Annotated in this window: 11 protein-coding genes; 5 read left to right on the top strand and 6 right to left on the bottom strand. The window is 64.7% G+C overall.

The window, feature by feature from the left end; all coding sequences use genetic code 11:
• Positions 1 to 121: 121 nt before the first annotated feature.
• The 3 genes from ACF2JD_RS08295 to ACF2JD_RS08285 are packed head-to-tail and all read right to left on the bottom strand — an operon-like array spanning position 122 to position 2811.
• A complete protein-coding gene (locus ACF2JD_RS08295; protein WP_440987174.1) occupies positions 122 to 928 on the bottom strand; it encodes a heme ABC transporter ATP-binding protein in 807 nt (268 codons plus the stop codon).
• A 15-nt stretch (positions 929 to 943) separates the two neighbouring features.
• Positions 944 to 1975, bottom strand: coding sequence for an iron chelate uptake ABC transporter family permease subunit (locus tag ACF2JD_RS08290; protein ID WP_440987173.1), 1032 nt, complete (start codon positions 1973 to 1975; stop codon positions 944 to 946).
• Positions 1972 to 2811 carry a heme/hemin ABC transporter substrate-binding protein gene (locus tag ACF2JD_RS08285; protein ID WP_303807526.1) on the bottom strand — a complete coding sequence of 280 codons (840 nt, stop codon included), beginning with the start codon at positions 2809 to 2811 and terminating at the stop codon, positions 1972 to 1974. The genes ACF2JD_RS08290 and ACF2JD_RS08285 overlap by 4 nt, the downstream gene beginning before the upstream one ends.
• A 168-nt stretch (positions 2812 to 2979) precedes the next feature.
• Between ACF2JD_RS08285 and hutX the strand changes: the two genes are divergently transcribed.
• Positions 2980 to 3492, top strand: coding sequence for a heme utilization cystosolic carrier protein HutX (hutX, locus tag ACF2JD_RS08280; protein ID WP_005329147.1), 513 nt, complete (start codon positions 2980 to 2982; stop codon positions 3490 to 3492).
• Complete coding sequence (gene hutZ / locus ACF2JD_RS08275; protein WP_005329149.1) at positions 3489 to 4046, top strand: heme utilization protein HutZ; 558 nt, start codon at positions 3489 to 3491, stop codon at positions 4044 to 4046. The genes hutX and hutZ overlap by 4 nt, the downstream gene beginning before the upstream one ends.
• A 70-nt stretch (positions 4047 to 4116) precedes the next feature.
• On the opposite strand, the gene ACF2JD_RS08270 is transcribed toward hutZ, so the two are convergent.
• From ACF2JD_RS08270 to ACF2JD_RS08260, 3 genes are read right to left on the bottom strand one after another with little or no spacing between them, the layout of a single operon-like run.
• Positions 4117 to 4521 carry a hypothetical protein gene (locus tag ACF2JD_RS08270; RefSeq protein WP_025328092.1) on the bottom strand — a complete coding sequence of 135 codons (405 nt, stop codon included), beginning with the start codon at positions 4519 to 4521 and terminating at the stop codon, positions 4117 to 4119.
• Between the two features lie 39 nt (positions 4522 to 4560).
• The gene (locus ACF2JD_RS08265; RefSeq protein ID WP_106885948.1) at positions 4561 to 5115 is read right to left on the bottom strand and encodes a cysteine hydrolase family protein; all 555 of its coding nucleotides are present in this window, start codon (positions 5113 to 5115) and stop codon (positions 4561 to 4563) included.
• A gap of 25 nt (positions 5116 to 5140) precedes the next feature.
• Positions 5141 to 6115: a ChaN family lipoprotein gene (locus tag ACF2JD_RS08260; protein ID WP_440987172.1), complete on the bottom strand. Its 975-nt coding sequence runs from the start codon at positions 6113 to 6115 to the stop codon at positions 5141 to 5143.
• Between the two features lie 201 nt (positions 6116 to 6316).
• Here ACF2JD_RS08260 and ACF2JD_RS08255 point away from each other — a divergent pair, with 201 nt between their 5' ends.
• The 3 genes from ACF2JD_RS08255 (at position 6317) to ACF2JD_RS08245 (ending at position 13386) form a co-directional block, all read left to right on the top strand.
• Positions 6317 to 8410 (top strand): TonB-dependent hemoglobin/transferrin/lactoferrin family receptor, encoded by a 2094-nt coding sequence (locus ACF2JD_RS08255; protein WP_163157893.1) that lies wholly within the window; start codon positions 6317 to 6319, stop codon positions 8408 to 8410.
• A gap of 265 nt (positions 8411 to 8675) precedes the next feature.
• A complete protein-coding gene (locus ACF2JD_RS08250) occupies positions 8676 to 9818 on the top strand; it encodes a 3-phenylpropionate MFS transporter (protein WP_234677121.1) in 1143 nt (380 codons plus the stop codon).
• A gap of 82 nt (positions 9819 to 9900) precedes the next feature.
• Positions 9901 to 13386, top strand: a complete 3486-nt coding sequence (locus ACF2JD_RS08245) for a NahK/ErcS family hybrid sensor histidine kinase/response regulator (RefSeq protein ID WP_440987171.1) — start codon at positions 9901 to 9903, stop codon at positions 13384 to 13386.
• Positions 13387 to 13456 lie beyond the last annotated feature (70 nt).

Below are 13456 nucleotides of genomic sequence, written 5' to 3'. Positions count from 1 at the left end.
AGGACGATGCGCCCGTTATCACACCACCACCGATATCACACCACCATGGGCTGTCCCGTCTCTGGGGGAGTGGATGTCTTGGACGGGCTAGTCGTGGAGAGGGAGGGCGATGCGTTTGGCATTACACCACCATGGGCTGCCCCGTCTCGGGGTGATGGATCACCTGGGCGGGATAATCGTAGAGGCGGGCTATCAGTTCGGGGGTGAGCACCTCTGCCGGGGAGCCGTCCGCCATCAGCCTGCCCTGCTCCAGCATCACCAGCCGATCGGCGTAGCGCGCCGCCAGGTTGAGGTCGTGCAGCACCACCAGCACGGTGGTGTTGCGGGCGGCCAGGGCGCGGGCCATGGTGAGCAGCTGATGCTGGTACTTGAGATCGAGGGCCGAGGTGGGCTCGTCCAGCAGCAGTAGCCGTGGCTGCAAGGGATCCGACGGCCGTTCCGGTGACGGCTCCTGCCAGATCTGGGTCAGCACCCGGGCAAACTGCACCCGCTGGCGCTCCCCTCCGGAGAGGCCGGGGTAGAGGCGGCCGGCCAGGTGCTCGACCCCGGCATGGGCCATGGCGGCCTTCACTATCTGGTCGCGGCGGCTGGCGGGCTCGCTGTGGGGCAGCCGCCCCATGGCCACCACCTCCTCGCACAGGAAGGGGAAGCTCAAGGACGAGCTCTGGGGCAGCACCCCGACTCTGTGGGCCAGGGCATCGCCGGCCCACTCTTGCCGCTCGCGACCGAACAGGGAGATGGTGCCCTCATAGGCCAGCTCGCCGGTCAGGCACTTGAGCAGCGAGCTCTTGCCCGCCCCGTTCGGGCCGAGCAGGGCGGTCAGGCTGCCCCCATGCAGGTCGAGATCCAGGCTGTCCAGGATGAGGCGATTGCCCCGGGTGAGGCTGACGCTCTGGCAAGTGAGCAGGGGGGAGGGGGATCCGGGCAAGATGGCGTTCTCCTGTTATAGCGTCCGGCGACTCTTGACCAAGAGCCAGATGAAGAAGGGGGCACCCAGCAGGGCCGTGATGATGCCCACCGGCAGCTCGGCCGGCGCCAGCAGGGTGCGGGCCAGCATGTCGGCCCCCAGCAGCAGGGCGGCGCCGAGCAGGGCGCTGAGCGGCAGCAGCCTGACGTGATTGGGGCCGGCCAGCAGCCGCACCAGGTGGGGCACCACCAGACCGACGAAGCCGATCATGCCGGCCACCGCCACCGCCACACCGACCCCGGCGGCGGTGAGCAGGATGAGGCGCCGCTTGAGGGATTGCACGTTCACTCCCAGGTGGCGTGCCTCGCCCTCCCCCAGCAGCAGGGCGTTGAGGGGATTGGCATCGCGCATGAAGAGCCACAGCAGGGCGACCAGGGTCGCCAGCGCCAGCCCCACATCCACCGGCTTGCCGGCGGCCAGGGAGCCCATCTGCCACAGGCTAAGGTTGCGCAGCATCTGATCGTCCGCCAGGTAGGTGAGCAGCCCTATCACGGCCCCTGACAGCGCCGTGATGGCGACGCCCGCCAGCAGCATGACGGTGACCGAGGTGCCCCCCTCACGGGTGCCGAGCAAATACACAAGGGTGGTGGTGAGCGCCCCGCCGAGGAAGGCGAGCAGGGGCAGCAGACCGAGGCCGAGCAGGCTCTGCAGTTGCTGGCCGAGGGGGGCAAGCAGCACTATGGCCAGGGCGGCACCCAGCGCCGCACCGCCGGAGACCCCTATGATGCCGGGGTCGGCCAGGGGGTTGCGAAACAGCCCCTGCATCACGGCGCCGCAGAGGCCGAGAATGCCTCCCACGGCGATGCAGAGCAGGGTACGTGGCAGGCGGATTTCCTGCACTATCAGCAGCTTGTGTGCCTCTATCCCGCTCTCTTTGCCGGCAAACAGGGCCAGCAGGCTCTCGGCCAAGGAGAGCGACATGGGGCCGGTGGCGAGGGAGCCGACCAGCAGCAGGGCGAGCGTGCAGCCGGTGAGCGCGAGCAGCCAGGGCAGCGGCAGACGCATCATGAACCCTGCTTGATCCACTGGGCTATCTGGTTGGCCTGCTGCAAGGATCTCAGGCTGAGACCCCCTTGCAGGGCGTGACCGTCGATGGCGTGGATGGCCCTGTTCTTGCCTGCCGGGGTGGCGGCCAGGGCCGGCACCTGGGCCAGCACGCTGTCGACGCTCTGGTATTGTTGCCAGTCACGGCCGCTCACCAGCACCAGATCCGGCTGCAGTTCGATCAGGGATTCGGTGGAGACGGGCTTGTAGTCGTGCAAGCGGGCGACCGGGTTGACGCCGCCGGCCAGGGTCACCAGGGCGCTGGCGGTGGTATTGCCACCGGCTATGCTGGTGGGCTGGCCCTTGTGCAGCAGCAGGAAGGCGACCTTGAGGGGTTTGTTTTGTTTCGCCTGGGCCGCCAGCTGGTCGCTCTGGACGGCGATATCGGCCTTCAGCCTGGTGCCGGCGGCTTCATTTCCCAGCAAGCCTGCCAGGGCGTCGATCCGCTCGTTGAGGTTGGCCAGGGTGGGTGCCGTCGGCAGCACTGTCACCTCGACGCCGGCCCGGCGCAGCTGTTCCAGGGCCGGTGGCGGCCCCATCTCGTCGCTGCCGACCAGCCGGGTCGGGGCCAGACTCAGTATCCCTTCGGCAGCCAGGGCGCGGTGGTAGCCGACTCTCGGCAGCCCCTTGGGTTCAGGGCTGCTGACGTCGGTGGCAATCAGGCTCTGCTCGCCCCCCAGGGCCATAATGAGCTCTGTGGTGGCCGGACCTATGCTGACGATACGTTCCTGCGCGACAGCAGGCAGGGAAAGGGCTGAACAGCCGAGCAGGCTGAGTGCGAGGGCAAAACGACGGCCCATGCGAACCTCCGAAGGGTGTATGAGAGTGGGATTGCCGCCGAGAATATCAAGCCGGTGAAAAAAATGCACTGATAATGAAAGCGATTATCAATTGCGTTAAGGGGGCCGCTTTATTACAGTATCCGCCGCGAGACTGAGTACCATCGCCAGATCATCCAGGGAGAACCGATGAGCATTGCACAACGCATTCATGCGCTGCTGGAACAAGATCCCAGCGCCCATCCTTCCAGCATTGCCACCGAGCTGGCCGTCAGCGAATGGGAGGTGGTGCGCCACCTGCCCGCCGAGCTGATGACGCTGGTGCCGAGCGATCAGGCCGAAGCCCTGCTGGCGGATCTGGCCAGCTGGGGTCAGGTGACCACAATTGTGGAGTCCGACGGCTCCATCTTCGAGGTGAAGGCCCCCTTCCCCAAGGGCAAGACGGCCCGCGGCTACTACAACCTGATGGGGCGGGACGGCGAGATGCACGGTCATCTCAAGCTCGACAACGTGGTCGGCATTGCCTTGGTCAGCAAGCTGTTCATGGGCAAGGAGGGGCACTCCTTCCAGTTCTTCGGCCACAGCGGCCGCTGCATTTTCAAGATCTACCTGGGGCGTGACGAGCAGCGTCAGCTGCTGCCTGACCAGGTGGAGCGTTTCAAGGCCCTGCGCCACCAGTATCAAGAGGAAGTGAAAGCATGAGTGAACGTCAGGAGCGTCTGCAGAACCGCCTGCAACCGGAGATCCGCGAATTTCGTGACGGTTGCCGCACCCTGCAGCTCGCGACCGTGGATGGCGAAGGCAACCCCAATGCCAGCTACGCCCCCTTCGTGCTGCAGGAAGATGGCTACTATGTGCTGATCTCCGAGATAGCCCGCCATGCCCGCAACCTGCAACAGGTGCCCAAGGTATCCCTGATGCTGATCGAGGACGAGACCGGCGCCCGGGAGCTGTTCGCCCGCAAGCGGCTCACCTTTGACGCCGTGGCCGAGGTGGTGGCGCGGGATGACGAGCGCTGGGGCAAGGCGATAGCGGCGTTGGAAGGGCGTTTCGGCGACATCGTCAAAGGGCTCTCCAACCTCAAGGACTTCGTGCTGTTTCGTCTCAAGCCCGAGCAGGGGCTGTTCGTCAAGGGCTTCGGCCAGGCGTTCCGGGTCTCCGGTGACGAGCTGGTGGACTTCGTCCACCTGGTGGAGGGGCACAAGCGCGTCGACAACGGCGCCGAGTTGACCAGCGAGACGGATGCACCTGTCTGAGGATCGAGGTCATGAGATGAAAAACGGGCAGCCCAGGCTGCCCGTTTTGTTACCTGTTCCCAAATCGGGATCACTCCTGCCAGGAGGCCTTGTTGGGGAAGGCGTCGCGATCGGCCTGGGTGGCTGTCTCGTTGCACTCCCCCCGGATCTTCCAGGAGGTCTGGCTGAGGACTATGTAGCCGGTGCGGCAATAGTTGCGCGCCGCCAGCGTCTCGGTCAGTTGCTCATCCTGCAGGGCCTCGCGGCGCTCCAGCAGGCTCTTGCTGTTGCGGCTCAGCCGACTGTCATCCTCCTGCAACCGACTCGGCAGGACGTCGAGGGGAGCGGCTTCGAAGGTGAAGCGCTTGCTCCCCTCTTCGTTGATGTTGGTATGAAACAGGGGGGCCGGGCCGTCGGGCGTGGTGCCCGGCATGCCGGAGCAGGCCGTGATCGCCGGTAACAACAGCACAAGGGCAACGGCAGAGAATAGACGCACGCAAGACTCCAATCAGGTGATCACTTCAAGGCGGGCAGATTAGCACGCCAGTGCAGGTTGAGCCGCCTCGAGCAGCTGATCCGTGGTGAGCAGGGTTATGCTTCTGCCCTCTGGCAGGCTCAGGTGCTGCCACATCCAGTTGTGGTGCTCGATGATCTTCTCGGCGCTCAGGTGGGGACGATCGGCTGTGGTATGACCATCCTTCAACACCAGCACCTCAAAGCCATGAGCCGCGGCACTGCGTACCGTGGTATCGACGCAAAAATCGGTGTTGCTGCCACAGAGGATCAGCCGGTCGACGGACTGCTCGGCCAACAGGAAGGCTAGCTCGGTCTCGAGGAAGCTGTCGCACGCCGTCTTGCGCACCCGGCTATCCCCCTTGGCGGGTTGCAGCGCCGGGTGAAGTTGCCAGCCCGGGGTACCGGGCTCCAGCTCGTCCCCTGGCAGGTCGTCATGCTGGATGTAGATGACCCGGCCATGATGCTGTCTGACATGGGCCGCGGCCCGGTTGATGTTGGCCAGAACTTGTGGCTGTTGGTGATGGGTCGCTTTCATGACCCCTTGCTGCACATCGATGATCAGTAACACGTCCATATTTTACCCGCCGTATCCTGGAAGATTAGGGTTGCAGCCACTGGCTGCAGTCACGGCTGCGGGATTGATGCAGCGCGCCCATATCTTGCTTCATTTCCTCTGCATTTAGCCAGCGTTCCGGCAGGGGGGCTATGTGCACCCGCACGTCGGCACGCCGTCCGGGGGCTGCCTTGCCATCCTGGGAGCCAGTCTCAGGCACCACAAGGGCGACTTTCAGCGCCGGATTGCGGCTGGCGATGCGGCTCGCGATACCCAGCCCCCCCTCCACGTGGAAGTTGCCGGCAATGTGCATGATGCGCCGGCCGGGATGCTGCTTGAGATAATCGACCATGCTCTCGGCCATGGTGTCGTCCCAGCTGGTCTGGGCGGCGAAGCGGCGGGCATTGCCGTCCGCATCCCCATGATGCATGGAGGCCATGAACTTCTGGCGATAGGGATCCTCTCCCAGGGTGAGCTCGCGGGCGAGTTGGCTGCGGCGGCTGGCGGGCAGTTTGTCGAGCCACTCGGGGCCTTCCTGACCGACACAGCTCACCAGCGGCTTGGGGGCATTGGCGGCGATCACTGTCAGCTGCTGTGCCTTGGCAAATTCCACCAGGGGGCGGTAGTCGCTCGGGTAGTTGGGCCAGGCATGGCCCTCGCGGATCAGCGTGGATTCGCCGATGCGCCCGGCCAGGTAGGCATCCAGCACGGGTTGATCGGCGCGGGTGAACTGCTCCATGGAGAGCACCAGCCCCCGGCCATCGACGCGCGACATCCCGGCAAGCTCTGCCAGCAGGTTTGCCTGCAGCAGGTGCACGGCCGGGTGGCTGTGGAGCTCGCCCACCAGCACTATGTCGGCATCCCTGACCTTGTCCACCGCCTGGGCGAGGCTGAGGGGCCTGTCGTCCATCCCCTCGCCAAGCTGGTAGTGATAGAGGGTCTGGGGAGGCTGGCTCTGCGGCGGGGTGGCGCAGGCGGCCAGCAGCAGGGGCAGGGCGAGCAGGGGGAGTCGTCGAGTCATGGCATCTCACTCACAGAGGCAGAGATTGGCAAAGGCACTGCACCATACGATGGCAGCATGGCGAGCAGGAAAAAAGAGGCGCTAGTGTAAAACCGTTCAGAAGCAAAAGAAAATGAGAATGATTCACTTTATTATTGATCTTTGTCGCGGGCTGGGTAAGATGCCGTTCGGTTGATAATGATTCTCAATAAGGACTTTGCAGTGGCGCACAACAACACCCCCTCTCTGATTGCCCTCGCCGTGGCGGCCGGGCTGGTATCCCCTGCTTTCGCCGCAGACAAGAAAACGGATGAAGTCATGGTCGTCAGCGGTTCCCGCATGGAGCAGAAGCTGGAAGACGTCTCCGGCCCCATCGCCGTCATCACCTCGGAGCAGATCGAGGAGCAGGTCGTCAGCAATGTCGCCGATCTGTTCCGTTATGAGCCAGGCGTGAGCGTGCAAGGGGGGGCGGGGGATGCCCAGACCTTCACCATTCGCGGCATGAGCGAGAACCGGGTCAAGGTGGTGCAGGACGGGGTGCGCCAGAACGACGCCTACAAGAACGGCGGTGTGGGCCAGACCTACTTCGACACCGACATGATCAAGCAGGTGGAAGTGGCCAAGGGGCCGGCGTCCGCGGCCTACGGCTCCGATGCCCTGGGGGGCGTCATCGCCATCACCACCAAGGATGCCGGCGACTTCCTCAAGGGGAAGGATAGCTACCTGGACGCGACCACTGGGTATGCCTCCAGCAGCCACCAGAAGATGGCCGGCATCACAGGCGCGCTGCGCACCGGCGAGTTCGAGAACCTGTTGCGCTACACCTGGCGTGACGGTGGGGTGACCCAGAACTACGACAGCGACAAGGACGAGTTTGACATCGTCAGCCAGGCGGTGCTGCTCAAGAGCAAGTGGAACCTCTCCGATGATCAGTTCCTGAAGCTGACGGTCGACTACTTCACCGAGGGGCAGGATCCGGATGCCATCGATCTGACCAAGGCGGGCTCCGTCTTCAATCAGCCGATCACCGACAAGGAGACCGACAACCTCTCCCTGGTGCTGGATCACGGCCTCGCCCTGAATGCCCCCTGGGCGGATCGGGTGGACAGCAAGATTTACTACACCCGCACCAAGCAGACCCTGGATCAGTACGCCTCCTCCAAGTATCCGGTCAATCCGGGCAACCCCTATGTGACCAAGAACTCCCTGGATCACAACGGCTTCGAGCAGGAGAGCTTGGGGGCCCAGGTGAAGTTCAGCAAGGCGCTCGCCAACCAGCGTCTGGCCTGGGGTGTCGAGTATGAGCACACCGACAACGAGCGTACCCGCTTCAAGGGGCCGACCACTCCGGGTGACTTCGTCGGTTACAGCGAGCTGAGCTTCCCCTCCACCACCAGCGAGCGCAGCGCGCTCTGGGCCTTTGACGAGATCAAGTTTGGCGAGCGCTGGGTGCTGACCCCGGGCGCCCGTTACGACTACTACAAGATGACCCCGGACCAGGATCCCGCCTACACCGGCGAGAACATGCAGAAGATCTCCGAAGGGGAGTTCTCGCCCAAGCTGGGGCTGGTGTTCAAGGCACACGAGGCGGCCAACCTGTTCGCCCAGTACAGCCACGGCTTCAAGGCGCCCATGTATGACAACGCCTTCTCCACCCTGAACCATCAGGCCTATGGCTATCGCATCGAGCCGAACCCTAACCTCAAGCCCGAGAGCAGCGACGGCATCGATCTGGGGGTACGCGGCAGCAGTGGCGGCTTCAGCTATGAAGTGGCGACCTTCTACAACCAGTTTGATGACTTCATCGAGCTGACGGCCGTGGGGACCGAAGGGCGCACCGCCATCTATCAGTACCAGAATCTGGACAAGGCGACCACCAAGGGGGCCGAGGTCAAGGCGGACTACTGGCTGAACGAGCTGGTGAACGTCTGGGGCAACCTGGCCTACATAGAGGGCAAGGACGGCGACGGCAACTACATCAACAGCCTGAGCCCGTTCAACGGCAGCCTGGGTGTGCGTCTGGAGCAGCCGAACTGGAACATCAACACCGCACTGCGCTTCGCCGACGACATGGACAAGGTGGGCAAGGACGCCAGAGGCAACGACAACATCAAGAGCGCCGGCTGGGGTGTGGTGGATATCTACGCCCAGTTCAAGCCGATGCAGGATCTGCAGCTCAACGTCGGTGTGTTCAACCTGTTTGACAAGGAGTACGTCAGCTACGAGAGCATCACGGGTCTCTCCGCCACCACGGACACCAGCAACCAGACCGAGCCGGGCCGCAACCTGAGCGCAAGGGTCAAGTACGTGTTCTGATGTTTGCCAATGACGATGATGATGAAGGGGCCCCAGGGCCCCTTCTCTGTTTCTGGCGGTATAAACCGGCCCCCAAAAGAAACCCGCCAGGGGCGGGTGTAAGGATTGCAACACTCATCAGGAAGCGGTGTTAACCAATAGACAGGGGGATGTGACAAAGGTTCAACTTTATTGATATTTATCGTTTTTATCCCCTCTTGCCCCTGGGGATCCCTGCGCCAAAATCGGTTATCATTTGTGCCCCTTGTCCCGCTGCCGAGCACCTATGCCCGCCTTCTCCTGGTTAGCCCTATTCTTTGGCGCCTTCTACTTCGTCTACGGCGCCTATCTGCCGTTCTGGTCCCTGTGGCTCGAGGGCAAAGGGGTGAGCGCCGAGCAGATAGGCCTGCTGCTGGGAGTCGGCATGGCCATCCGCTTTGCCGGCAACCTGATGGTGATGGGACGGGTCAAGGGGGCCGGTCAGTTGCTGCCCGTCACCCGGCTGCTCTGCCTGCTGAGCCTGCTGGCGTTTCTGGGCTTCTACCTCAGCCACAGTCTCTGGTGGCTGGTGCTGCTGACCCTGGTGGCGAACTTCATCTACCCGACCCTGATGCCCATGGGGGAGGCGCTTGCCACCCGCATGGTGGTGCAGACGCACCTCGACTATGGCAAGGTGAGGCTGTGCGGCTCCTTCGCCTTTATCGTCGCCTCCACCCTGGTCGGCGCCCTGGTGAGCAACTTCGGCAGCGACTGGGTGCTGCACACCATGGTGGCGGGACTGCTGGCCATGCTGGCGCTGAGCGTGCTGCCGCTGCGGCCGCTGCCCCAGGAGCTCACAGGGGAGCGGGCCCGGGCCTCCCTGCTCGTCACCCTCAAGTCGGCGCCGGTGCGCCGCTTCCTGCTCATCACCGCCCTGTTGCAGGGCAGTCATGCCGCCTACTACGGCTTCAGCGCCATGTACTGGAAGGGGGCTGGCTACAGCGGCACCCTGATCGGCTACCTGTGGGCCCTGGGGGTGGTGGCGGAGATCGCCGTGTTTGCCGCGGACAAGCGCTTCTTCCACCGCTTCGGGGCCCAGACCCTGTTTCTGGTGGGGGCCGTCGGCTGCGTGGTGCGCTGGGTGTTGCTCGGCGCCTCCACCGAGCTGGCTGTGCTGGTGCTGGGCCAGCTGTTGCACGGGGTCACCTTCTGCATCAGCCACCTCGGCGCCGTGCGCTTCATGACCCGCCAACTGCCAGCCGAGCAGCAGATCCCCACCCAGGCGCTCTATGCGGCGCTCGGCCTCGGCATGACGGTGGCGGCCTTGATGGCGATCTGCGGTGTGCTGTTCGAGCCGCTCGGTGGGGGCATCTTCTTCATCATGGTGCTGGTGGTACTGCCGGTCTTCGTCCTGCGGCTGCGCGGGGAGCATGAGGGCGCCGCCGCCTGAGCGGGCACACTTAATGACAGTTGCCCGTCGGCACGCTGAGCCGGCGTGGCGCTCAACACATCTGAACAAGGGAAGAATGTAGATGCACCAAGGATGGCTGCTGATCGGGTTGTCGCTCGCCTATCTGGGCTTGCTGTTCCTCATCGCCTACGTGGCGGACAAGAGCAAGCGCCGCCGGCTCAAGGGCCAGCCCCTGCTCTACAGCCTGTCGCTCGCCGTCTATTGCACCTCCTGGACCTTCTTCGGCACCGTCGGCCAGGCCAGCGAATCCCCCTGGTCGCCGGTGCCCATCTATCTAGGCCCCATGCTGGTGTTCCTGTTTGGCTGGCGCCTGCTGGCCCGCCTCATCCTGGTGGCCAAGCGCGAGCACATCACCTCTATCGCCGACTTCATCGCCGCCCGCTATGGCAAGTCCCAGCGTCTGGCCATGGTGATCAGCCTGATCGCCGTCATGGGGATACTTCCCTACCTGGTGCTGCAGCTCAAGGCCATAGTCACCGGGCTGGATCTGCTAATGGCCAACTCGGTGCCGGCGGGGCCCACGGGCAACACGGCCGAGCTGGCCCTCGGCGTCGCCCTGTTGCTGGCGTTGTTCAGCATACTGTTCGGCACCCGCAACCTGGATGCCACCGAACACCATCGCGGCATGGTGGTGGCCATCGCCTTCGAATCCGTGGTCAAGCTGCTCGCCTTCATGGCGGTGGGGGGCTTCGCGCTCTGGCTCATCATCGCCAGGCCGAGCGAGGCTCGCACCCTGGTGGCCACCGACTTTCTCGATGCGGTGGTGGCAGTGTCGCCAGGCAGCCTGCTGGAGCTCGCCATCTATACCCTGGTGGCCATGTGCGCCGTCATCTGCCTGCCGCGCCAGTTCCACGTGACTGTGGTGGAGAACAATCAGGGCCAGGATCTGCACTGGGCGCGCTGGCTGTTCCCGCTCTACCTGTTCCTGATGGGGCTCTTCATCTGGCCGCTGGCGCTGGCGGGCAAGCAGTGGGTGGGGGCCGACATGGCCTCGGATACCTATGTCATCAGCCTGCCTATGTCGCTCGGCTTCGACGGCATGGCGATGCTGGCGTTTCTCGGCGGCACCTCGGCGGCCACCGGCATGGTGATCGTCTGCACCATAGCCCTGGCCATCATGGTCAGCAACGATCTGGTGCTGCCGGTGCTGCTGCGCCGCTTCTGGCAGCAGGGGCGGGACGAGCGCCTGATGCGGCTGCTGCTGCAGGTGCGCCGGGGCGCCATTTTGCTGATCCTGCTGGCGGCCTGGGTGCTCTATCTCTGGCTCGGGGATCTCACCAGCCTGTCGCGCATCGGCTACCTGTCGTTCGGCGCCGTGGCCCAGTTCGCACCGGCCCTGCTGCTCGGCCTCTACTGGCGGCACGGCAATCGCAAGGGGGTCTACCTCGGGCTGGCGCTGGGGGTCAGCCTCTGGTTCCTCACCCTGCTGGCCGAAAGCGGCCTGCTGGCGGGCTCACCCCTGGAGGCGCTGCTGGCGCCCCCCGACTGGCCCGCCTTTCGCGAGCTGAGCCTGGGGGCCTGGTGCATCTTCCTGAGCCTGCTGCTCAACCTGCTCGGCTACGTGGCGGGTTCCTTGTTGTCACGGGCGGCGGTGAGCGAGCGGTTGCAGGCCGCCAACTTCGTCGGCAAGCCGAGCCGGGATACCACGGCGCTCTACCAGGCGCGGGTCTCGGTCAAGGAGCTGGAGATGCTGGCGGCCCGCTTCGTCGGCTCGAGCCGGGTCAAGCGCGCCTTCGGTCGCTTCGCCGGCGAGCACGGCGGCACCCTGGCACCCCAGATGCAGGCGTCGGCCGATCTGATTGCCCACACCGAGCGGTTGCTGGCCGGGGTGTTTGGTACCTCGTCCGCCCGGCTGGTGCTGGCCTCTGCCCTGCAGGGGCGCAACATGCAGCTCGAGGAGATAGCCACCATAGTGGACGAGGCCTCGGACGTGTTCCGCTTCAACCGCGGCCTGCTGCAGGGAGCCATAGAGCACATGGGGCAGGGGATCTCGGTGGTGGACAGGGAGCTCAAGCTGGTGGCCTGGAACCGGCGCTACATAGAGCTGTTCCATTATCCGCACGGGCTTATCCAGGTGGGGCGCTCCATCGAGGAGATCATCCGCTACAACGCCGAGCAGGGGCTCTGCGGTCCGGGGGACATAGAGGCCCAGGTGGCGCGCCGGGTCGCCTTCATGAAGCGGGGCAGCCCCCATGTCTCGGCGCGGGAGCGACCGGATGGCCGGGTGATCGAGATGCAGGGCAATCCCATGCCGGCGGGGGGCTTCGTGATGACCTTCACCGACATCACCCCCTTCCGGGCGGCGGAGCGGGTGCTGCGCGAAGCCAACGAGCACCTGGAGGCGCGGGTGGCCGAGCGTACCCACGAACTCTCAGAACTCAACCGCCAGCTGCTGCTGGTGAACCAGCAGGTGGAGCGGGCTAACCACTCCAAGAGCCGCTTCCTGGCGGCGGTGAGCCACGATCTGACCCAGCCGCTGAACGCCGCCAAGCTGTTTACCTCCTCCCTGCTGGAGATGCTGCCGCAGGGGGGAGGGCAAGGGGAGGAACAGCGAGCGGAGCAGGTCCGCATCGCCCGCCACATCGACGATGCCCTAGGGGCGACCGAGGATCTCATCACGGATCTGCTGGACATCTCGCGCCTCGAGGCGGGCAAGTTCAAGGCCAGGAAGCTCGACTTCGCCCTGAGCGACGTGCTGGGCAACCTCAAGGCGGAATTCGGGGTGCTGGCCCAGGCGAGCGACATCCAGTTCTCGGTGGTGGAGAGCCGCCTCGCCGTGTACAGCGACGTGCGCCTGCTGCGGCGGGTGCTGCAGAACTTCCTCACCAATGCGTTTCGCTACAACCCGGCCGGCCGGGTGCTGCTCGGCTGTCGCCGGCTGGGGGACAAGGTGCGCATCGAGGTGTGGGACAACGGCCCCGGCATTCCCGTCGACAAGCAGGAGGCGATCTTCGACGAGTTCTCCCGCCTCGATCACTCCCGCACCGCCAGGGAGCAGGGGCTTGGCCTCGGGCTCGCCATCGCCCGCGGCATCTCCCAGGTGCTGGGCCATCAGCTCTCCCTGCGCAGCTGGCCCGGAGCGGGTTCCGTGTTTGCCATCACCCTCAACCTCGCGACCCGGCCCGTGATGCCGAGTCCGGTGGCGGCGCCCGCCGTGCGGGACAGCCAGCTGGAAGGGGTCAGGATCCTCTGTATCGACAACGAGGAGGAGATCCTCATCGCCATGGCCTCCCTGCTGGGACGCTGGGGCTGCGAGGTGCGCTGCGCCCAGAGCCTGGAGCAGGCAGAGGAGATCATAGGGGCTGGTTTCCTGCCCCGGCTGGTGCTCTCCGACTACCACCTGGATGACGGCAAGACGGGGCTGCAGGCGCTGCACATGATCCGGCTGGCCCATGGCAACGGCATAGGCGGCATCATCATCAGCGCGGATCGCAAGAGCGAGCTGCAGACCCAGATCCGCGAGCACGGCTTTGGCTACGTCAGCAAGCCGGTCAAACCCCTCAAGCTGCGAGCCTTGATGAACAGCCTGCTGCTGCCAATAGAGTGAGGCAGTTCACAGAACCAGCATGTGAAATGCAGATGGTGAATCTGGGTTTTAAGTGGTGTATCGCCACCAA

Source organism: Aeromonas ichthyocola (genome assembly GCF_046087985.1).
Lineage (GTDB): Bacteria > Pseudomonadota > Gammaproteobacteria > Enterobacterales > Aeromonadaceae > Aeromonas > Aeromonas rivipollensis.
The sequence above is the reverse complement of the archived record's forward strand: the minus strand, read 5'-3'. Positions and strand labels throughout refer to the sequence as shown.